This is a genomic window from Roseovarius sp. MMSF_3350 (assembly GCF_030733425.1).
In the GTDB taxonomy this organism is placed as follows: Bacteria; Pseudomonadota; Alphaproteobacteria; order Rhodobacterales; family Rhodobacteraceae; genus Roseovarius.
The window spans coordinates 62276-82010 of sequence record NZ_JASHIZ010000006.1; the positions used below are offsets into that span (position 1 = coordinate 62276).

A 19735-nucleotide genomic window follows, 5' to 3' on the forward strand; every position below is an offset into this window, starting at 1 on the left:
CGACGCGGCGTCACCCGCGCGGCGAGGCCAGCAACCACAATCCGAAGAACGTGTAGGCCACCATGAACACCGCCAGCGGCGCCTGCCCCAGCACGGCCCGCCGCCGGTCCGCCCCGTCCCGCATGGCCAGCGCGTGCGCCATCAGGATCGCCACAACATGCCCCACGACCACCGCGCCGGCCTGGCTCAGCCAGATCCGCCGCACGGTATCCTGCGTATTGAAGAACCCGGTGGTCACGTAAAACCCGTCCATGCCCAGAAAATGGGCGCCATTGGCCAGCGGATCGTCCAGCATCTGCACCACGTACTGCACCTCCACAAGGAACGTCGGCAGGTAATGCGCCACGTGGTACCCCAGCGCGATCGGCAGGACCGACGGCGCGAAGAGGCACACCGCCTGCCGCAGGCTCCGCCCCGTCCCGGCGATCCGCTCCCCCAGCCACAGGCAAGCCGCGAACACTGCCAACAACCCGAGATTCGCCACCACCAACCCGATCAGGTTCGGCACCACCACCGCCGACCGGCCCGGAAACTCCAGCGGGTTGACCCCGATCACCCCCAGCCACCAGAAGGTCTCGTTCAGCCCGTCAAAGCTGCCCGTACCCAGCAGAAACACCATCAGCACGGCCATCCCCAGCGGCGGCGCCCGCCGTACCACGCCCTGCCAACCCCAAAGGCCAATTGCCAGCCGGCCACGCGCATGCGCAAGCAGCCCCATCCGCCCATAGGCCCGCATCATCACCGTCACCATCTCGCCCCGCAGCAGGAACGCAGGCCCGAACAGCAGCACCCCGAACAGCACTGCATACCAGTAAAACCCCACGGCACTCGCCAACCGCGCCGGATCCGCCGGCGCCGGGTCGCACAGCAGGAACGCCGCAAAAGCCAGGAACAGCACAACAGCCGGCCAATACCCCCAGCCGCGCGGATATCGCATCAACGCCCGCATCCCCGTCCAACGAACCAACACCGCCACCACCCCGGTCCACGGATTCGTCCAGCGCCAGTGATTGCCGACAAGCCCTTGCAGGCTCACCAACGCCACCCACCACACCGTCCAGATCAGCAGGGGCACCGGGTTCTCCATCGGCGTGCGCGGCCCGGCAAAGCCCTGCCAAACACCGAACGCCAGAACCCCCGTCGCCAACAGGCTGGTCCCATGCCGCACCGCCCAGCGCGGCCGCCGCACCAGACCCACCGGCGCAAAAACCGCCTCTCCCGCCCGCGAAGGCAGCACCGCCAGCAACAGCACCGTCAGGACGACACTCGCCACCCCTGCCGCGATATAGACATCCGTCGGCAGCAACAGAACGAAGCTCTGCTCCGACGCGTGCGCCCACGCCATCCCGCCCCAGAACAGGACAAGACAGAAAGGAACGAGCCGTCTCACGATCTCTTCTTCTGGCCCAAAATATCCCGGGGAGGAGGTCGAAACCCTGTTTCGACCGGAGGGGCTGGCCCCTCCACACGACCATAGAGCGTGGCGCAGCCACTCATTTCGGTCATCCCGGGTCGCGGATCAGGCTCTGGCACATGCAGTGCACGCCGCCACCCCCTTGGGTGATCATGCTCAAATCCGGATCGTAAATGGTGAACCCCAACGCCTTCAGCTTTTCTTTCAGCGTCTTCGACCCTTCCGGCAACAGCACCCGGTCCTGCCCCAGCGCCACCACGTTGCACCCCAGCGCGATCGTCTCCTGGAACGGCACCTCGACGATCTCGATCTTCTTCGCCCGCAGCCAGTCGACGATCTCGGGATCGGTGCAATCGGTGCAAACGGCTGCCAGCTTCGGCGCCAGCATCACCACCATCAGGTCGATATGCACATAGAACGGGTCGATATCGGCCAGCTTCACTTCCCAGCCCTCGGCCTCCATCCACGACGCCACCTGTTTCGCACCCTGCTCCATGGTCCGGCCTTCCTCGCCTTCCCAGCCGATCAGCACGCAGCCCGGCTCGATCACGTTGAAGTCGCCGCCCTCGAAGGTGCCCGCCGTGACGAAATCATAAATCGGGATGCCAAGCCCCTGGTAGGTCTCGATCGCCCGGAAATTCTCACCCCGGCGCCAGTACTGCGACATATGCGTGATGATCGCGCCATAGGGCGTCATCACCGAACTGTCCCGCGCATAGACCTGATAGGGAAGTTCCGGGTCCGGCCCATGGGTGTGCACCGCGACGCCCGCACTTTCATAGGCGCTCACCATCTCCGCATGTTGCTTTCGGGCGATGTCAGGGTCGAATTCCACCCCCCGCCGCAACGTCTTCTTGCTGACCGAGGATGTCTTCAGCCAGCGGTAATTTTCGATCGGCCCCAGCAGGACCGACCGCAACGTGCCATAATCACTATCCGCACCCCATTCGTTCAGCCTGGGCGTGCCCCCGCCCTCGCGCCGCGCACGCAGGGTGAAATTGTCAGCCGGTTGATCTTTCATGACAGGTCTCCTTTGCGCAAAAGGCTGAGCCGATGCCGCGCCCAAGTCAAGCGCGACCGCACCCGACCGTCCGCGCCACCCGCGTCATGCGCAAATTAGAGCCGTCCAAGCAAGTGGCTTACGGCTCGAATCGCTCCGCCAGGTCCTCCGTGTCCCCGATCGACAGCAGTTTCATCTCCCGGATCAACTTCAGCGTCGGCTTCAGGCAGAAGAATACCGATCCGAAGATAAACAGCCAGATCGCCGCGGTCTCCGTGTCCGACCAAAGGAACAGGATCGACCCCACCAGGAACGAGAACGCCGCGACGAAATCCGCGAGCGTGTGCAGCAGTTCGAAAATTGCATAAAGCCGCCGCGTCTTTGGGCTGATGTGGCGCTTGTCCTTGAACATCTGCATGGCGTTCTCTCCGGGCTGTCAAAAGTCGGGCTCTAAAAAGACCACACAGTCCCTTTTGACAAGTAAAAGCCCCTAGCGCTGCGGAAAAGGCACCGCACCATCCGCCGCCAGCCGAAGGAAAAAACCCAGCACTTCGTCCGCGGTCGCCTGCTCGACGGCACCCGCGCGCACCGCTTCCCGGCTCCAGACCCAGGATCGAGCCGGATCGTCCCGCATCGCCCAGCCGGGAAACAGCCGGGTCCGGATCGTCCACTCCACCAGCTTACGCGGCTCCACGTGCCGGTCATCCTGCCTGATCCGGGCGTAACACTCCCGAACCGCCTGTTCGGATCCTTCCAGCAGTTGAAGGTACAGATCCGCCCGACAGATCAACGCCCCGGTGATCCCGTCCCGCTCATTGCACCGCCGCGCATCCAGCAGGATGCCGGCGAGCATCGCGTCGTCATATCCGAATGGGCGGGAAGCATAGATCAACTGAATGAGCGCCATGGCAGGGCTCCTTTCACCCACACTCTATGTGCCGACGCTCACTCTGTCATTAGCTCGTCTTAGGGCTCTGCCCAAAGACGCCTAGCGGCTCAGGCCGCCATGCAGCGTCGGAACATCCAGTGCCGCGAAGCCATAATGCCGCAGCCACCGCAGATCACTATCAAAAAACGCCCGCAGGTCCGGGATGCCGTATTTCAGCATCGCGATCCGGTCGATTCCCATGCCGAAGGCAAAGCCCTGCCATTCGTTCGGGTCGATACTCCCGGCCTCCAGCACCTTCGGATGCACCATGCCGGACCCGAGGATTTCCAGCCAATCGTCGCCTTCCCCGATCTTCAGCGTGCCGCCCTCCCAAGAACACCGGATATCGACTTCCGCAGACGGCTCGGTGAACGGGAAATGCGACGCGCGGAACCGCAGCTCGACCTCGTCCACCTCGAAGAACGCCTTCACGAACTCTTCCAGAACCCATTTCAGGTTCGCCATCGAAATATCCTTGTCGATGGCCAGACCTTCGACCTGGTGGAACATCGGAGTGTGCGTCTGGTCATAGTCGGCGCGGTAAACACGCCCCGGCGCGATCACCCGGATCGGCGCGCCCTGCGCCTGCATCGCGCGGATCTGCACCGGGCTGGTATGCGTACGCAGCACATGCGGCGGACGGTCGTCGCCTTCCGCGCGGTGGGTATAGAACGTGTCCATCTCGGCCCGCGCCGGGTGGTGGCTGGGAATGTTGAGCGCGTCGAAATTGTACCAGTCGCTCTCGATCTGCGGCCCCTCGGCCACGGCAAAGCCCATGTCGGCGAAGATCGCCGTGACCTCCTCGGTCACCTGGCTGATCGGGTGAATGGTGCCCTCGCGCCGAGGCCGCCCCGGCAGGGTCACGTCCAGCCATTCGCCGCGCAGCCGTTCGTCCAGCGCGGCATCCGCCAGCGCCACCTTCTTGGCCGCCAGCGCGCTGTTGATCTCTTCCTTCAGCGCGTTCAGCTTCGGCCCCATCTCCTGCCGCTCTTCCGGCGTCATCTTGCCCAGCTCGCGCATCTTCAGCGCGACCTCGCCCTTCTTGCCCACGGCCTGCACACGCAGGTCCTCCAGCGCGGCCTCGTCACCGGCCTCGGCAATGGCTTTCAGGTACTTGTCTCTCAGGTCATCCATGGCGTGTCACTCGTTTCCGGTTCGCAGGCCGGTTACCCCGACTGGCGCATCAGCGCAAGGTCGCCGCATAGTCCCGTGTGAACTGCACGTATCCGTCCGAGGTTACACCGTGATGACCCTGCATCATCCCGTGCAGTTCCGGCAGTCGGTGAAACGGCACCTGCGGCAGGGCGTGATGTTCGGTGTGGTAGGGCATGTTCCACGCCAGAAACCGCACGATCAGGTTGGTCCGGGTCGTGCGCGTGTTCTGGAACATATCCGCCACGAAGGCACAGCGCCCGTGTTCCGCCAGCAGGTAGAGCCGCAGGAACGGCTGCCCCAGAAGCGCCGGCAGGAGCCACACCCAGAACAGCAAGGGCGTCACCACGAGGCTCGCCAGCACCACGGCGTAGAGCGCCAGCATCACCCGTGCCTCCCTCACCAGGCGCGGCCGCGCGCGCTCGGGCACGTAATCGCCCGGATCGGCCCCCGCCGCGTTGCGCAGGGTCTGGCCGATCATGGCCGTCCAGAACGGCAGGCCGGTGACATGCCACAGATAGGCGCGCCAACCCTCGGGTTTCGCCCCGGCCAAGAGTTCCGGGTCTTTGCCCGGGATGTTGGTATGCCGGTGATGCGCAAGGTGAAAGTACCGGAACCACTCGAACGGCTGCACGATCAAAAGGCCGCATAGCCGCCCCACCCATTCATTCAGCCATAGCGTTCGAAACGGCGTCTTGTGCGTGGCCTCATGTTCCAGCGTGAACAGAAAGCAAAGAGCAATCCCCTGTGGGATCAGCAGCGCCCACCAAAGCGGCCAGCCCAGCGCGATCCAGGCACCGAACAGCCCGATCAGACCGAAATGCCCCGCCAATCGGACCAGGCCGGGCGCATTCTCGGCCTTTGTCAGCCCGGCCAATTTGTCTCGCGGCATGGCGGCGGTGAACTCCCGGTGATCCATGCCAAAAAGCCTAGGCAGCCCGTCGCGCTCCGGCAAGGGGCGACCGCCGGCCGCCGCTCGCGCATTGCTTGCTTGACACCCCAACCGGCGGGCCATAGCGCAGCCGGGCAGGCTTTGAATTCAACAACAGCAGTTCCCCATGCGCAATCTATCCCCCGCGGACCAGTTCCTTTTCGGGCTCATGAACGCCAGCCTCATCTTCACGTTGGTCTACTGGATCTTGGGCTTCGACACTCAGTTCGCCACTGGCTTCGCCATCGAGGACGGCCCCGTCGAATACGGCACCGCCGTCATGCTCTTCGTGTCGGCGCTGGTGCTGGCGTGGCACTCTGCGCGCCAGTTCCGCAAAGGCCAGACACTTGCCGGGATCTGCCTGTCGATCTACGCGCTGATTTTCGTCTTCGGCACGGGCGAAGAGATTTCCTGGGGGCAGCGCATCCTTGGGCTAGAGACGCCCGAGGCGCTCCGGGAGATCAACTTTCAGGATGAGATCACGCTGCACAACATAGTCGTGGGCGGCAAGCAGCTGACCAAGACGTTGTTCGGCAGCGGGCTGACTGTCGCGATCCTGCTCTACCTTCTGGCGTTGCCGGCGCTCTACGGCAAGTCCCGCCTTGTCACGCGCATCGCGGACCGCCTGGCATGGCCGGTGCCGTCATGGCGTCACGGCATCATGGGCGTTATTGCCAGCGTGGTAATGCTGGTCGTCGAGATCCCCCGCCAGTGGGAGGTGTACGAATTCGTCTTCAGCCTGCTGACCACGTCGATCTTCCTTGCGCCGGCCAACACCGCCACGTTCGGACGGCCAGACGCGGCCTGAGCCGCATCCACGCGCCCGCCCAGTGCCGGGCCAGGGGAAATCAGGCTGCTGACGTGCTGCGCAACTTGCGCACTTCGTGGTCATGCGCCGCCAGCAGCCGCTTGGCCTTTTCGCTCAGTTCGGATTGCCCGTCGCGGGTTTGCACGATCACGCGTACCATGTCTCTGCCTCCTGGTTTTCCGCCCTTTTCGGACCATTGTGTCAAAAGGCATCGCACAACTTTGCGGAGAAAGTATGTCTGTTTTTAGAAAATTGTTAACGATCCCGGCAGAATGAAAAACGCCGCCGGGATGACCCGACGGCGCTGATCTTCTTGTCCCTCGAACGGCAGGCTTACGCGGTCAGCGCGCCTTTTGCCTGTTCCACGATGGCGCCGAATGCGGCGGGTTCGTGCACGGCCAGATCGGCCAGGACCTTGCGGTCCACTTCGACACCGGCCAGCGACAGGCCGTTGATGAACCGCGAATAGGTCAGCGATTCGTCATGCGCGCGCACGGCGGCATTGATCCGCTGGATCCACAACGCACGGAAGTTCCGTTTGCGGTTCTTGCGGTCGCGCGTGGCGTACTGGTTCGCCTTGTCCACGGCCTGTGCCGCCACCTTGAAGGTGTTCTTGCGGCGGCCATAGTACCCTTTGGCGGCGGTGGTGATTTTCTTGTGACGTGCGTGGGTAACGGTCCCACCTTTGACTCTTGCCATGGTCTGGACCTCCTCAGCGTGCGTAGGGCATCATCGGCTTGATGATACCTTCATCAGCCTTGCAAAGCGTCGTGGTGCCACGCGCGTTGCGGATGAACTTGTTGGTCCGTTTGATCATGCCGTGGCGCTTGCCGGCCTGGCCAGCCACCACGCGGCCCTTGGCCGTCACCTTGAACCGCTTCTTGCAGCTCGATTTCGTCTTCATCTTGGGCATTTCCGGCTCCTCTTGATGGTCGGTCTTATGCGCGACTCGGCATGCCACTTCGGCCGGCCGCGCGAATGAGAGCGCCGTATAGGACGACAACGTGCGTAAAGCAAGGGGGTTGGTGGCGGCGCAAGTCTTTAAGTTCCGCCGCGCGGCCTCGCCGAAAGGAGGGCCTTGGACGGGCTGGCGATTTGGAACGTTGGCGCGTCGATTCACGTGGCTTCGGATCGCCTTCCTGCCGCACTCGCCGTCGTGCGGTCTCGGGCCCTCAGGTCAGGTATCTTGCCACCACCTGAACGAAGACATCGGGTATCTCGTTGAATTCATAGCCGCCCGGATTGTTGCTGACCGCCCAGAAGATCATTACCGCCGACGCGATGATCGTGACCGCCGCCACCCGCGGCGCGTGCCCGTCTGACAGCGCCGACAGGATTGAAGGGATCGAAAAGACTCCCAGAACCAGGCCGATGACGAAAATTAGATCGGGATCCATTCAAAAGACCCTCCATGAACTGCTCTGACGCGCAGTATAGCGCAGTTCAGTCCTGGTCAGTCGAAGAAAGTTCCCTTTGGTTACAGGGGGCTACCCGCAGGATATTGGTCGTGCCCGGCACGTTGAACGGCACGCCGGCAGTCACGATCACGAGGTCCTCCTCGGTGGCATAGCCCTGTTTCAGCGCCGCGCGCGTGGCGTTCTGCACCGCCATCTTGAACCGCGACAGTTCGGGCGTCATCACGCATTCCGTCCCCCAGTTCAGCGTCAGCCGTCGCGCTGTGTTGCGCACGTTCGTCATGGCGATGATCGGCACGCGCGGCCGCTCCCGCGCGGTCAACAGCGCCGTCGTCCCGCTCTGGGTATAACAGCAGATCGCGGCAACCTGCGTGGTCTCGGCAATCTCGCGCGCCGCGGCGACGATCCCGTCCGCCACCGTGGTCCGGTCAGCCTTGCGCGAGGCTTCGATGATCTCGGTATAGGTCGGGTCGTCCTCGACCTCGCGCGCCACGTTGTCCATCGTCTGGACCGCCTCGATGGGGTACTCGCCCGCCGCCGATTCCGCCGACAGCATGATCGCATCCGCCCCTTCGTAGATCGCGGTGGCCACGTCGCTGACCTCGGCACGGGTCGGCATCGGGCTTGAAATCATTGATTCCAGCATCTGGGTGGCGATGATCACCGGCTTGGCCGCCGCCCGGCACTTGCGCACCATCCGTTTTTGCAACGGCGGCACGTTCTGCACCGGCAGCTCGACGCCCAGGTCGCCGCGTGCCACCATGATCCCGTCGACCTCGTTCAGGATGGCGTCGAAATCCGTGACCGCCGAGGGTTTCTCCACCTTCACCATGATCGCCGCCCGTCCGCGGACCAGCGCGCTGGCCTCGATCACGTCTCGCGCCCGCTGCACGAAACTCAGCGCCAGCCAGTCCACGCCCAACTCGCAGGCAAACTCCAGGTCATCGCGGTCCTTCTCGGTCAGCGCGGCCAGCGGCAGCACCACGTCGGGCACGTTCACACCCTTGCGGTCGGAAATGGTGCCGCCGGTAATCACCTCGGTTTCGGCAAAGTCAGTGCCGCATTTCGTGACCCGAAGCCGGATCTTACCGTCGTTCACTAACAGCCGCGCCCCGGGTTTCAACGCCTGGAAAATCTCGGGATGCGGCAGGTTCACCCGGTCGATCGTGCCTTCCGCCTCGTCAAGGTCCAGCCGGAACGCCGCGCCTTCTTGCAACTCTTCCGAGCCGTTCTTGAACGGCCCCACACGCAACTTCGGCCCCTGCAGGTCAGCCAGGATCGCGATCGGGCTGCCCAGGTCTTCCTCGACCTGCCGAATGATCTCGTGCTTGGCGCGGATATCGTCCTGCGTGCCATGGCTCATGTTCAGCCGGAACACGTCCGCCCCCGCCTCGTGCAGCGCCCGGATTGTCTCGTAGGTCTCCGATGCCGGGCCCAGCGTGGCCACGATCTTCACGTTGCGATAGCGTCTCATGTCTGTCCTTACCTTTATGTTCAGCCGGCGTTAGCGCTAAACTTACGCGGGGTTTATTACCCAATTCCCATTCCCTGACAACTGACATAAAAGTGGCGGGCAAGAGATGACATCAGCATGACATACCACCCGTTTTTCACAGAAGGGACAAATCGTCCCTCCCGATGGCTCGTCACCTGCGACCATGCCGCCAACACCGTTCCGGCTTTTGTGAACGATGGCTCATTGGGGCTAGATCCCGCCGACATGGCCCGCCACATCGCCTATGATCCGGGCGCCGCAGGGGTGGCCCGGGCACTGGCGGCAGCGCTTGATGCGCCTTGTATCCTGTCCAACTTCTCCCGCCTCGTGATCGACCCCAATCGGGGCGAGGATGACCCGACCCTCGTGATGAAGCTCTACGACGGCACCATCATCCCGGCCAACCGCCATGTCGGCCCGGACGACATCGAGCAGCGGCTGAATCGGCTGTATAGACCCTATCACAGCGAATTGGCCCGCCTGGCGGCGCGGCAGGAGGGCACCATCATCGTGTCCATCCACTCCTTCACCCGGCAGCTTCAGGGCCGCCCGCCCCGGCCTTGGCATATCGGTGTGCTCTATGCCACGGACGAACGTCTCACGCGCCCCTTGATCAACCGGCTCGCAAAGGAGCCCGACATTTGCGTCGGCGCGAACGAGCCATATGGCGGCCACCTGCCCGGGGACGCAATTGCCCGTCACGGCATCGCCTACCAGCGCCTGAACGCGCTGATCGAGCTGCGAAACGACCTCATCGTCACCAAGGACCAGCAAACCGCCTGGGCTGCCCGCCTTGCTCCCATGCTGCTCGAGGCCGCAGAACATGCTGGCGCCGGATTAGAGACTGTTTCCCCCCAATCCGGTTGATTTTCCCCGAAATCCACCGCCACAATCCATCGACAGGACAGGAGACCCCGTGCCGCACATCATCATCGAACATTCCCGCGGACTGGAAGACAGCCACGACCTTCAGGCTCTGTGCGACGACCTGTGGCAGAAATTCGCAAACCATCCCTCCGTCACCAGCCCCGACACCGTCCGCACCCGCACCATCGCCGCCACCGCCTCACGCATCGGGGTCGAACCGCAAAGCTTCGCCCATGCCACGCTCCTCCTCCTGCCCGGCCGCAGCGACGAGACGCGCGCCGAGCTGGCGCAGATCGTGCTCGACACGCTCGACAGCCATTTGCCAGACGTCGGCAGCCTGACCGTCCGCTTGGATGACATTCATCAGCCCTATATGAAACGTATGCTCTGACCGATAAAGGAGACCCGAAAAATGGACGACCAGACCCGCATCGAACTCGAGGCCGCCGCGTTCCGCACCCTGCGCGAGCACCTGATGGAAAAGCGCACCGATGTGCAGAACATCGACATGATGAACCTCGCCGGCTTTTGCCGCAACTGCCTCAGCCGCTGGTACCAGGAGGCCGCGAACGCGCGCGGTATCGACATGACCAAGGACGAGGCCCGCGAGATCTTCTACGGCATGACGATGGACGAGTGGAAGGCCAACTACCAGACCGACGCGTCGGACGACAAGAAGCAGGCCTTCGACAAGTCCTTCGCCGAGAATGTCGGACCGAAAAGCTGACGGCGCGGGATGGCGTAAAACCCACATGAGGCCGCCCGTGCAGGCTGACGAGCGCGCGCCCTGTTGACCCGGCCAAACCAGGAAACTCGCACCGACGTCATACCACTCAAATACCGACGCGATACCGACGTCGCGTTTTCCGCAGAATCGGACCGCGTTAACCTTCGATTCGCTCAGACCGCGACTTTCCGGCTTTCCTCGATGTAGATTTCCCGCAGCCGCGTCGCGACCGCACCCGGCGTTCCGTCGCCCAGACGGGTCCCGTCGATCTCGACCACCGGCATCACGAAGGCGCTGGCCGACGTCACGAACGCCTCATCCGCTTCTCTGGCCTCCTCGACGCTGAAATTCCGTTCTTCCACCTGCATTTGCGCCTCTTCGGCAAAGCGCAGTACGGCGGCGCGGGTGATCCCGTGCAGGATGTCGTTCGACAGCGCCCGGGTGATGATCTTGCCGTCCTTGACGATATAGGCGTTGTTCGACGTGCCCTCTGTCACGAACCCGTCCTGCACCATCCAGGCATCATCGCAGCCCGCTTTCTTGGCCATCATCTTGCCCATCGACGGATACAGCAACTGAGTTGTCTTGATGTCGCGACGGCCCCAGCGCATATCCTCTATGCTGATGATTTTGATACCTGTTTTGGCCGCCGGCCGGTTCGCGAGGTCCGGCATCGACTGGGTGAACAGCACCACGGTCGGCGGCGTGTCCGGATCCGGGAAAACGAAATCCCGGTCCCCCGGCGCGCCCCGCGTGACTTGCAAGTAGACAAGGCCATCCTCGATTTCGTTCACCCGCACCAGTTCGCGGTGGATCTCCAGCAAGTCGCCCATCACCACCGGGTGCGGCATGTCCAGCTCGTTAAGCGACCGTTCCAGCCGGCGATTGTGCCCTTCGAAATCGATCAGCTTGCCGCCCAGCACGCTGGTCACCTCGTACACCCCGTCCCCCATCAGGAACGCCCTGTCAAAGATCGAGATTTTCGCTTCGGTCTCAGGCAGGTACTCGCCATTCACATACACGGTCCGCATCGTCATCCCCATAGCTTTGCGGTGGGCGGATGCACCCTGGCCGCGTCGAAAATCAAAGGTTCGTCCCGGTCTTCCGCCAACAACAGCGGCCCGTCAAGGTCGGTCACCGTCGCACCCTGCGCCACCAGAACCGCGGGCGCCATCGCCAGGCTCGACCCGATCATGCAACCCACCATCACGTCATACCCTTCGGCCAGAGCAGCCTCGCGCAGCGCCAGTGCCTCGGTCAACCCGCCGGTCTTGTCCAACTTGATGTTCACCATGTCGTACTTGCCCTTCAGATTGGGCAGGCTGGCACGGTCGTGACAACTCTCATCCGCGCAAACCGGCACAGGCCGCTCCACGCCCAGCAGCGCTTCATCCTCCGCCGCCGGCAAGGGCTGTTCCACCAGTGCCACGCCCAAGCGTACCAGATGCGGCGCAAGGTCGGCATAGACCTCGGCACTCCAGCCTTCATTGGCGTCGACGATAATCTTGGCACCGGGCGCGCCCACGCGCACCGCCTCCAGACGCGGCATGTCATCGGGCGTGCCCAGCTTGATCTTCAATATCGGGCGATGCGCATTCTTCGCAGCCTGCTCCTGCATCTTTTCGGGGTCGTCCAGCGATAGCGTATAGGCCGTGATCTCGGGCCCCGGCGCAGGCAATCCGGCCAGGTCCCACACCCGCGTTCCGGCCTGTTTCGCCTGCAAATCCCACAGCGCGCAATCCACCGCGTTCCGCGCCGCACCCGCCGGTAACAAATCGTAAAGCTTTTCGCGGGAAACTTCCTCGGGCAGGCTCTCGATCTGCGCCGTCACGCTGTCCAGCGTCTCGTCATACCGCGCATAGGGCACGCATTCGCCCCACCCGGTGACGCCGTTTTGGGTCACGCGCACGGTCAGAACCTTCGCTTCGGTGCGCGAGCCCCGGCTGATGGTGAACACCTGCGCCAGCCGGAAGACATCGCGCGTCACGGAAATATGCATGAATCCGGGCCCTTCCTCTGGCCAGAAATATCCCCGCCGGAGGCATCCGTCAGACGCCACCAGCCAGGACGGTTGGATCAGAAAGCTTCCAGCGCGTCCACCAGCTTGGCCGCGCCAAAGCGATACGGGTCCGTCGCGGGCAGGCCCATCTCGTCCTCGACCTGGGACAGGTACGCCTTGGCGTCATCCTCGCTCATGTGCTGGGTGTTCACCGAAATGCCGACAACGCGACACTCCGTATTGGCGATCTGCGCCAGCGGCAGCGCGGTGTCCCGCAGCGTCTGAAGGCTGGGCAGGCTGTAATCCGGCAGGCCCCGCATATGCGTGCGCGTCGGCTCGTGGCACAGAATCAGCGCATCGGGCTGACCGCCGTGGATCAAGGCCATCGTTACCCCGGAATAGGACACGTGAAACAGGCTCCCCTGCCCCTCGATCAGGTCCCAGTGATCGTCGTCATTGTCCGGCGTCAGGTACTCGATCGACCCGGCCATGAAATCGGCGATCACCGCGTCCAGCGGCACGCCGTCGCCCGTGATCAGGATACCCGTCTGCCCGGTGGCGCGGAACGTGGCCTTCATGCCGCGCTCCTGCATGTCCCGCTCCATCGCCATCGCCGTGTACATCTTGCCGACCGAACAATCGGTGCCGACGGCAAGACAACGTTTGCCGCTGCGTTTCTTACCATCCGCGATCGGATAGCGCACCGAGGGCACCCGCACGTCTTGCAGCGTGCGGCCATGCGCCTCAGCCGCTGCCACAAGGTCCTCCTCGTGCTTCAGCAAGTTGTGCAGGCCCGACGCGATGTCATAGCCCATGGCAAGCGCCTCCAGCAGCACTTCCTTCCATTTCTCCGAGATCACGCCGCCCCGGTTCGCCACGCCGATCACCAGCGTCTTGGCCCCCGCCTCGCGCGCCTCAGCCAGCGTCATGTCTGTCAGGCCAAGGTCGGCACCGCATCCCTGCAGCCTTATCTGCCCCAGTGCGTATTCCGGTCGCCAGTCCCGAATGCCGATGGCCACCTTGGCCGCCAGCATGTCAGGCGCATCACCGAGAAAAAGCAGGTATGGGGTCTCGATCATCTCGCAATCCTTTCCGGAATCAGGTTTGCACAATCGTGCGCTGAATGGCGTTGCATGTCATACCAAATTGGCCACCAATAACGATAGCGCGGAAAGATTCTCTGTCATCCTGCGAAATTTTTAGCAGATTCTTGCGCCGCCACTCCGGTCCCTTCCGCGCGCTCCTCCATTTCTTCCGACAGCGCCTCGGCTTGCAACAGCCCGGGCTGCGGCACACCGAGAACGCCCATGGCCTGCACCGTTCCCGTTTCGTCCGGCGGCTCGGAAGTGACACGCCGTGCGACGGCAATGCCGGCCACCACAAGGCTTGTCGCGCAGATGAAGGCCTGCAGCCCCCTCCCGTCCAGCATCGAAACAAGGTTGGGCCCCAGCAACATCCCGCCGAACTGTCCCAGTTGCAGCAGGAAGGCCATGGTGCCGCTGGCCGCCACGATCTGGCCGGGGCTGAGGTGGTCGTTGGCGTGGGCCGCCAGTACGGAATAGACGGGCAAGGACACCGCCGCGATGATCGAGAACCCCAGAACCAGCCGCGAAGGCGACGTATCCACTATCATCCAGAACGCCGCCGCGCCCGACAACAGCGCCAGCCCCATCACCACGAACCGTCGATCCACATGGTCGGCGACCCAGCCCACGGGGTACTGCACCACCGCCGCCGCGATCATGGCCACAACCAGCGCCCCCGACGCCTGCGCCTCGGAGAACCCGCTGCGCAGGGCGTAGAGCGGCAACGCGATAAACCACGAGACGACGCCCGCTCCCATGATCACGATGCCCAGCACCGCCATCGGCGACACACGATAGAGACGTGCCACCGGCATCCGCTCGGGCGCGGTGTAGTCGGGCGCGCGGTTGTTCGACAAGAGCAGAGGTACGATCCCCACCGACAACAGGATCGAGGCCAGCCCGAACAACATGTTGCCCGTCGGGTCCGGCAGGCCAACCATCGCGGTGCCCAACGCCGGCCCTGCAGTCTGAATGATGAAATAGACTGAAAGGATCTGCGCCCGTAGCCGGTTCTCGGCCTTGGCGTTCAGCCAGCTTTCGGTAATCACGTAAAGCCCCGGAAAACAGAACCCCGCCAACAGCCGCATGACGCTCCAGCTGACCGGGTCGCTGGTCAGCAAATGCGCGATCGCCGCCACCGAGACCATCGACGCCAGTGCCGAGAAGACTCGAATATGCCCTACCTTCTCGATCAGCCTTGGCGTGAGGACCGTCCCGGCCAGGGCTCCCAAAGGATAGCAAGCCTGCATCAGCGCGATGGAGAAGTCGGAAAACCCGATTGCGGCGCCACGGATCGTCAGCAGTGTCACCAACAACCCGTTGGCCACCATCAACATCATCATGCCCAGGAAAAGGGCCCAGTTTTCAAGAAGTGCGCGTCTCATGCGGCCCACGGTAGCAGCCGCGTCGCTGCACGAACGCGCGTTTGCGACGCATGCAGGTCGTTGTCATCTGCTTGCCATTGCCCGCGCAATTTTATAGCTGGTCTGCGACGTGGATTCGCAACAATCTGACCAAAGGATCACAATATGAGTTTCCGCCCGCAACCCCCCGCGCCCGCGCGGCCCAACCGTTGCCAACTCTTTGGCCCGGCCTCCAATACCAGCCTGTTCGAGAAGATGGCCGCCTCTAAGGCTGACGTCATCAACCTCGATCTCGAAGATGCCGTGGCGCCGTCGGACAAGGACCAGGCGCGAAAGAACGCCATCGAGGCGATCAACGACATCGACTGGGGCAAAAAGACCCTCAGCGTACGCATCAACGGCCTTGATACCCAGTACTGGTACCGTGACGTGGTCGACCTGCTGGAACAGACCAACGGCCGTCTCGACATGATCATGATCCCCAAGGCGGGCTCGGGTGATGACATCTACGCTGTCGACGCGCTGGTCAGTTCCATCGAGCTTGCCAAGGGTCACAAGAAACGCATCGCGTTCGAATGCATCATCGAAACCGCGATGGGCATCTGCCATGTCGAGGATATCGCGCAAGGCAGCCCCCGGATGGAGGCGATGAGCCTCGGCGCCGCCGATTTCGCCGCCTACATGGGCATGCAGACCACCGGCATCGGAGGCACGCAGGAAAACTACTACATGCACCGCAAGGGCGAGAACTACTGGGTCGATCCGTGGCACTGGGCCACAGCCAAAATCGTCGCCTGCTGCCGCACCCATGGCCTGTTGCCGGTCGACGGCCCGTTTGGCGATTTCTCTGACCCCGAAGGCTTTCGCGCGCAGGCGCTGCGCGTGCTGACGCAAGGCATGGTCGGGAAATGGGCGATCCACCCCAGCCAGGTCGAGGCCTGCAACGAGATTTTCACGCCGACCGAGGAAGCCGTGACGGAGGCGCGCGAGATCCTTGAAGCGATGGAAGAAGCCAAGAAAAAGGGCCTGGGCGCGACCACCTACAAGGGCCGTTTGATCGACATCGCCTCGATCAAGCAAGCCGAGGTCATCGTCAAATCGGCGGAAATGATCGAAGACTGAACCGGGGCCGCTTGGCACGGAACGGCCCCCGGCGCGTCTGGGGGCCGTTTTCATTTGCAGTTTCCGGGTTCTGACGCAGCCGTGAATACGGTTGTGCAAATGGCACGGGACAACACTTTGAAACTGCGGCTAGGGTTCGGGTCAGGATAAATACCTCAGGGACAGACAATGACCACACCGCCACTGCGTGCCGCCGACATCCTTGCCCAGCGTCTATACCAGGCGGGCTGTCGCCACGCCTTTGGTATGCCGGGCGGCGAAGTGTTGACGATCGTTGACGCGTTGGAGGCCGCGGGCATCAGGTTTACGCTGATCAAGCACGAGAATGCAGGCGGCTTCATCGCCGAGGGCGTTCACCACCGTGATGGGGCGCCGGCGATTCTTGTCGCCACCGTCGGGCCCGGCGCCATGAACTGCGTCAATGTCGTCGCCAACGCCGAGCAGGACCGTGTTCCGATGATCGTGCTGACCGGTTGTGTCGACGCGGACGAGGCGCTGACCTATACACATCAGGTCCTCGACCACCGCGCCGTGTTCGCCCCGATCACCAAGGCGACATTCCAACTGACCGCGGCTGGAGCCGGCATCATTGCCGACAAGGCGGTGTCGATCGCGACGGAGCCGCGCTGCGGTCCGGTGTTGATAGACGTCCCGATCACCGTCGCGGATGCGCCCGTGGCCAGCGATATATCCCGCCCCCTACGGCCAACCGCATCTCCGTTTGCGCCCAGCGGCGCCGACGCGGCGCGCGCGCGCAAGGCTTTGGCCGACGCCACCCGTCCCATCGCCATTGTCGGGCTGGACGTGCTGCAGGAAGAGTCCCAGACAGTCCTGAGGGCCTTTCTCGAACAATTCGGCATCCCCATGATCACGACCTACAAGGCGAAGGGCGTGCTGCCGGAAGACCATCCGCTATGCCTCGGCGCCGCCGGCCTGTCGCCCTTGGCCGACACGCATCTGCTTCCCTTGGTCGCGCAGGCGGACCTTGTCCTTTGCATCGGCTATGATCCGATCGAGATGCGCACGGGCTGGCGTAATGCTGTCGATCCGGCCCGACAGACGGTGATCGACATCGCCGCTGTCCCAAACACGCATTACATGCACCAGGCGACGCTGAACTTCGTCGGGCATTGTGGTGAAACGCTCGAGATGCTGGCTCGGAACACGCCGGTGGCTGAAACCTGGGAAGATGGTGCCCCCGCCCGAACGCGAAACGCTCTTTTAGAAGCCTTTCCGCCGTCGGATAGGTGGGGGGCCGCAGGGGTCATCGCGGAAACCCGTGCCGTAATGCCCGACACCACGCTTGCCACCGCCGACAGCGGGGCGCACCGCATAATGATCAGCCAGATGTGGCGCTGCACCGAGCCCCGCGGCCTTGTCCAGTCGTCTGCGCTTTGCACCATGGGGTGTGCGGTACCTCTGGCCATGGGCCTGAAGATCGCCGAGCCGGACCGTCCGGTGATCGGCTTTTCCGGCGATGCCGGTTTCCTGATGGTCGTCGGCGAACTGGCCACGGCGGCGGAACTGGGCCTGACACCAATCTTCCTCGTCTTCGTCGATGCCAGCCTTGCGCTGATCGAACTCAAGCAGCGCCAGCGGCAGATGGCGAACCGGGGCGTCGATTTCGCCCGGCATGATTTCGCGGCGATGGGCCGGGCCTTTGGCGGAGCCGGCCACACGGTGCGCAGCCGGGTCGAGCTCCGCGAGTGCCTGAAAGAGGCTATGAACTGTAAAACGTTCACGGTGATCGCAGCAGAAATCGAACCGGGCGGGTATGACGGCCGGATTTGACCCCAACGTCGGCTGACCTTGTAACATTCGCCCAAAAAAACGGCGAATCCCCACCCGTTTTGGGGTAATTCCGCCGAGCGCCATTATTTTTAGGCGATTTTTCGCAGCCATGCCCCAGACTCCATACACGAAGCTTCACCAATACGTTAGCGCGAACGATACGGTTACATGCCTGCCCTAACTGTTTGTTAAACAGGTTCAGCGGGCTGGACCCGCGTCAGTTACGGAAGAGTTCATGAAATTCGATATATTCGACCAGCCCATAAGCCTGTCCCGGGACAATGCCGTTGACGCGTGGAACAAGACGATGCTGGGCTTTTTAGCGCATGCTGCGGTCACGCCCAAACTTCTTGGCGAAGTTCTGGAGATCGAGCCCGACTTTGCGCTCGGGCATGCGGTCAAGGGGATGTTTTACGTCCTGCTGGGACGCCGGGAGCTTATGCAGACAGCGCGGGAGGCCCATATCAACGCGCGTAGTGCACTCAAGAACAGCGGCGCGACGCCCCGCGAACGAAGTTACGTCGATGCGCTCGGGGTCTGGCTGGACGGAAGCCCGAGCGGTGCAGTGGCGCACTTCGAAGAGATCCTTGACGGTCATCCGCAGGACGCTCTTGCGATGAAACTCGATCATGCGCTGCGCTTTGTCTTGGGCGACGCGAGCGGAATGCGCCGCTCTGTCGAAAAGATTCTTCCGGCCTATGGCCACGACCATGCTGCACGGGGGTATCTTCTGGGGTGTCATGCCTTCGCGCTGGAGGAAACTGGGGAATTTGAGAAGGCCGAGATCGCCGGGCGCCAGGCGCTGTGGCTGTCTCCTGACGATGCGTGGGGCCTGCACGCGGTTGCCCACGTCCACGACATGACGGCGAATGCCGCGAAAGGTCTGGAGTGGCTAACTGGACGCGAGGACGCCTGGGCGCATTGCAACAATTTCCGGTATCACGTCTGGTGGCACAAGGCGCTGATGCATCTCGATCTTGGGCAAGCGGATGCTGTGCTGAACCTGTACGACACCCAGATCCGCAGCGAACAGACCGACGATTACCGCGACATCTCGAACGCGACCTCGCTGCTGATGCGGCTGGAACTGGAGGGCGTAAATGTCGGTAACCGTTGGGAGGAACTGTCCGAGATCTGCGCCAACCGGACCGAGGATGGCTGCCTGATCTTCGCTGACCTGCATTATCTCATGGCACTGACCGGCGACAAGAGACCCGGCGCTACCACCCGGCTGTTGCAACGGATCGCGCAGGATGCCAAGTCGAACTGCGAGATGGGCAGCCGGATGAGCGACCCCGGCGTCGCCGCGGCGCAGGGTCTCGAGGCGTTCGGCGAAGCGCGCTATGACACCGCCTTCGCCAACCTTGCCCAGGCCCGTGCCGGGATGCAGCGCGCAGGTGGCAGCCACGCGCAGCGCGACGTGTTCGAGCGCATAACAATCGACGCCGGAATCCGCGCCGGGTACTTGGATCAGGCCGAAGCAATACTAGATGATCGACAGTCCAAGCGTGCGGGGCGCGAAGACGGATATACCGCAGCCCGCCGTGCGCTGATCGCGTCGGGGCGTGGCGGGTATGATGCAACCTCACTGCCGGCCGAATAGATCAAACTCGATTCCCGGATACTGAATAGAAAGA

General features: G+C 63.1%; 21 protein-coding genes. 7 read left to right on the top strand and 14 right to left on the bottom strand.

The genetic code is table 11. The features are described 5' to 3' along the window. Nucleotides 1-10: 10 nt before the first annotated feature. From RBB31_RS07645 to RBB31_RS07670, 6 genes are all read right to left on the bottom strand, one after another. The gene (locus tag RBB31_RS07645) at nt 11-1390 is read right to left on the bottom strand and encodes a hypothetical protein (RefSeq protein ID WP_306128688.1); all 1380 of its coding nucleotides are present in this window, start codon (nt 1388-1390) and stop codon (nt 11-13) included. A 112-nt stretch (nt 1391-1502) separates the two neighbouring features. Further along, nucleotides 1503-2435: a dimethylarginine dimethylaminohydrolase family protein gene (locus tag RBB31_RS07650; RefSeq protein ID WP_306128689.1), complete on the bottom strand. Its 933-nt coding sequence runs from the start codon at nt 2433-2435 to the stop codon at nt 1503-1505. A gap of 118 nt (nt 2436-2553) precedes the next feature. Further along, nucleotides 2554-2832, bottom strand: coding sequence for a YrhK family protein (locus RBB31_RS07655; protein WP_306128690.1), 279 nt, complete (start codon nt 2830-2832; stop codon nt 2554-2556). A 72-nt stretch (nt 2833-2904) separates the two neighbouring features. Then, nucleotides 2905-3321, bottom strand: coding sequence for a BLUF domain-containing protein (locus RBB31_RS07660; protein ID WP_306128691.1), 417 nt, complete (start codon nt 3319-3321; stop codon nt 2905-2907). Nucleotides 3322-3402: 81 nt separating this feature from the next. Continuing rightward, nucleotides 3403-4476 (bottom strand): phenylalanine--tRNA ligase subunit alpha, encoded by a 1074-nt coding sequence (gene pheS, locus RBB31_RS07665; protein WP_306128692.1) that lies wholly within the window; start codon nt 4474-4476, stop codon nt 3403-3405. Nucleotides 4477-4525: 49 nt separating this feature from the next. Then, nucleotides 4526-5413 carry a fatty acid desaturase gene (locus RBB31_RS07670; protein ID WP_306128693.1) on the bottom strand — a complete coding sequence of 296 codons (888 nt, stop codon included), beginning with the start codon at nt 5411-5413 and terminating at the stop codon, nt 4526-4528. A 139-nt stretch (nt 5414-5552) separates the two neighbouring features. Here RBB31_RS07670 and RBB31_RS07675 point away from each other — a divergent pair, with 139 nt between their 5' ends. Then, nucleotides 5553-6233: a hypothetical protein gene (locus RBB31_RS07675; protein WP_306128694.1), complete on the top strand. Its 681-nt coding sequence runs from the start codon at nt 5553-5555 to the stop codon at nt 6231-6233. Nucleotides 6234-6566: 333 nt separating this feature from the next. Here RBB31_RS07675 and rplT read toward each other — a convergent pair whose 3' ends face one another. The 4 genes from rplT to pyk form a co-directional block, all read right to left on the bottom strand. After that, nucleotides 6567-6932: a 50S ribosomal protein L20 gene (gene rplT, locus RBB31_RS07680; protein ID WP_306128695.1), complete on the bottom strand. Its 366-nt coding sequence runs from the start codon at nt 6930-6932 to the stop codon at nt 6567-6569. A 13-nt stretch (nt 6933-6945) separates the two neighbouring features. Beyond that, nucleotides 6946-7146, bottom strand: a complete 201-nt coding sequence (gene rpmI / locus RBB31_RS07685; protein ID WP_103763596.1) for a 50S ribosomal protein L35 — start codon at nt 7144-7146, stop codon at nt 6946-6948. Nucleotides 7147-7405: 259 nt separating this feature from the next. Further along, nucleotides 7406-7630, bottom strand: a complete 225-nt coding sequence (locus tag RBB31_RS07690) for a hypothetical protein (RefSeq protein WP_306128696.1) — start codon at nt 7628-7630, stop codon at nt 7406-7408. Between the two features lie 46 nt (nt 7631-7676). Then, entirely contained in the window at nt 7677-9122 is a 1446-nt protein-coding gene (pyk, locus tag RBB31_RS07695; protein ID WP_306128697.1) for a pyruvate kinase, read from the bottom strand. Nucleotides 9123-9239: 117 nt separating this feature from the next. On the opposite strand from pyk, the gene RBB31_RS07700 reads away from it, so the two are divergent. Genes RBB31_RS07700 through RBB31_RS07710 form a run of 3 tightly spaced genes read left to right on the top strand, consistent with a single transcriptional unit; the run spans nt 9240 to nt 10737 of the window. Continuing rightward, nucleotides 9240-10010, top strand: a complete 771-nt coding sequence (locus RBB31_RS07700) for an N-formylglutamate amidohydrolase (RefSeq protein ID WP_306128698.1) — start codon at nt 9240-9242, stop codon at nt 10008-10010. Between the two features lie 49 nt (nt 10011-10059). Beyond that, on the top strand, nt 10060-10401 hold the full coding sequence (locus RBB31_RS07705) for a 5-carboxymethyl-2-hydroxymuconate Delta-isomerase (RefSeq protein ID WP_306128699.1): 342 nt from the start codon (nt 10060-10062) through the stop codon (nt 10399-10401). 21 nt (nt 10402-10422) lie between these two features. Further along, nucleotides 10423-10737: a DUF1244 domain-containing protein gene (locus RBB31_RS07710; protein WP_306128700.1), complete on the top strand. Its 315-nt coding sequence runs from the start codon at nt 10423-10425 to the stop codon at nt 10735-10737. 173 nt (nt 10738-10910) lie between these two features. Here RBB31_RS07710 and RBB31_RS07715 read toward each other — a convergent pair whose 3' ends face one another. The 4 genes from RBB31_RS07715 to RBB31_RS07730 all read right to left on the bottom strand — a co-directional run bounded on the left by RBB31_RS07715 (nt 10911) and on the right by RBB31_RS07730 (nt 15206). Continuing rightward, a complete protein-coding gene (locus RBB31_RS07715; RefSeq protein WP_371931309.1) occupies nt 10911-11768 on the bottom strand; it encodes a D-amino-acid transaminase in 858 nt (285 codons plus the stop codon). 2 nt (nt 11769-11770) lie between these two features. Beyond that, a complete protein-coding gene (dgcA, locus tag RBB31_RS07720) occupies nt 11771-12736 on the bottom strand; it encodes an N-acetyl-D-Glu racemase DgcA (RefSeq protein WP_306128702.1) in 966 nt (321 codons plus the stop codon). Nucleotides 12737-12813: 77 nt separating this feature from the next. Further along, nucleotides 12814-13815 carry an N-acetyltransferase DgcN gene (gene dgcN, locus RBB31_RS07725; RefSeq protein WP_306128703.1) on the bottom strand — a complete coding sequence of 334 codons (1002 nt, stop codon included), beginning with the start codon at nt 13813-13815 and terminating at the stop codon, nt 12814-12816. A gap of 104 nt (nt 13816-13919) precedes the next feature. Further along, complete coding sequence (locus RBB31_RS07730) at nt 13920-15206, bottom strand: MFS transporter (protein ID WP_306128704.1); 1287 nt, start codon at nt 15204-15206, stop codon at nt 13920-13922. 144 nt (nt 15207-15350) lie between these two features. On the opposite strand from RBB31_RS07730, the gene RBB31_RS07735 reads away from it, so the two are divergent. The 3 genes from RBB31_RS07735 (at nt 15351) to RBB31_RS07745 (ending at nt 19701) form a co-directional block, all read left to right on the top strand. Next, nucleotides 15351-16307, top strand: coding sequence for a CoA ester lyase (locus RBB31_RS07735; RefSeq protein WP_306128705.1), 957 nt, complete (start codon nt 15351-15353; stop codon nt 16305-16307). A gap of 168 nt (nt 16308-16475) precedes the next feature. Further along, entirely contained in the window at nt 16476-18098 is a 1623-nt protein-coding gene (locus tag RBB31_RS07740; RefSeq protein ID WP_306128706.1) for a thiamine pyrophosphate-binding protein, read from the top strand. A gap of 235 nt (nt 18099-18333) precedes the next feature. Then, entirely contained in the window at nt 18334-19701 is a 1368-nt protein-coding gene (locus RBB31_RS07745; protein ID WP_306128707.1) for a tetratricopeptide repeat protein, read from the top strand. Nucleotides 19702-19735 lie beyond the last annotated feature (34 nt).

Bases quoted from the DNA above. Each gene is read 5' to 3' on its own strand.
- RBB31_RS07650 (WP_306128689.1), bottom strand. From the start codon at position 2,435: ATGAAAGATCAACCGGCTGACAATTTCACCCTGCGTGCGCGGCGCGAG.
- RBB31_RS07655 (WP_306128690.1), bottom strand. From the start codon at position 2,832: ATGCAGATGTTCAAGGACAAGCGCCACATCAGCCCAAAGACGCGGCGG.
- RBB31_RS07660 (WP_306128691.1), bottom strand. From the start codon at position 3,321: ATGGCGCTCATTCAGTTGATCTATGCTTCCCGCCCATTCGGATATGAC.
- pheS (WP_306128692.1), bottom strand. From the start codon at position 4,476: ATGGATGACCTGAGAGACAAGTACCTGAAAGCCATTGCCGAGGCCGGT.
- RBB31_RS07670 (WP_306128693.1), bottom strand. From the start codon at position 5,413: ATGGATCACCGGGAGTTCACCGCCGCCATGCCGCGAGACAAATTGGCC.
- RBB31_RS07675 (WP_306128694.1), top strand. From the start codon at position 5,553: ATGCGCAATCTATCCCCCGCGGACCAGTTCCTTTTCGGGCTCATGAAC.
- rplT (WP_306128695.1), bottom strand. From the start codon at position 6,932: ATGGCAAGAGTCAAAGGTGGGACCGTTACCCACGCACGTCACAAGAAA.
- rpmI (WP_103763596.1), bottom strand. From the start codon at position 7,146: ATGCCCAAGATGAAGACGAAATCGAGCTGCAAGAAGCGGTTCAAGGTG.
- RBB31_RS07690 (WP_306128696.1), bottom strand. From the start codon at position 7,630: ATGGATCCCGATCTAATTTTCGTCATCGGCCTGGTTCTGGGAGTCTTT.
- pyk (WP_306128697.1), bottom strand. From the start codon at position 9,122: ATGAGACGCTATCGCAACGTGAAGATCGTGGCCACGCTGGGCCCGGCA.
- RBB31_RS07700 (WP_306128698.1), top strand. From the start codon at position 9,240: ATGACATACCACCCGTTTTTCACAGAAGGGACAAATCGTCCCTCCCGA.
- RBB31_RS07710 (WP_306128700.1), top strand. From the start codon at position 10,423: ATGGACGACCAGACCCGCATCGAACTCGAGGCCGCCGCGTTCCGCACC.
- RBB31_RS07715 (WP_371931309.1), bottom strand. From the start codon at position 11,768: ATGCGGACCGTGTATGTGAATGGCGAGTACCTGCCTGAGACCGAAGCG.
- dgcA (WP_306128702.1), bottom strand. From the start codon at position 12,736: ATGCATATTTCCGTGACGCGCGATGTCTTCCGGCTGGCGCAGGTGTTC.
- dgcN (WP_306128703.1), bottom strand. From the start codon at position 13,815: ATGATCGAGACCCCATACCTGCTTTTTCTCGGTGATGCGCCTGACATG.
- RBB31_RS07730 (WP_306128704.1), bottom strand. From the start codon at position 15,206: ATGAGACGCGCACTTCTTGAAAACTGGGCCCTTTTCCTGGGCATGATG.
- RBB31_RS07735 (WP_306128705.1), top strand. From the start codon at position 15,351: ATGAGTTTCCGCCCGCAACCCCCCGCGCCCGCGCGGCCCAACCGTTGC.
- RBB31_RS07740 (WP_306128706.1), top strand. From the start codon at position 16,476: ATGACCACACCGCCACTGCGTGCCGCCGACATCCTTGCCCAGCGTCTA.
- RBB31_RS07745 (WP_306128707.1), top strand. From the start codon at position 18,334: ATGAAATTCGATATATTCGACCAGCCCATAAGCCTGTCCCGGGACAAT.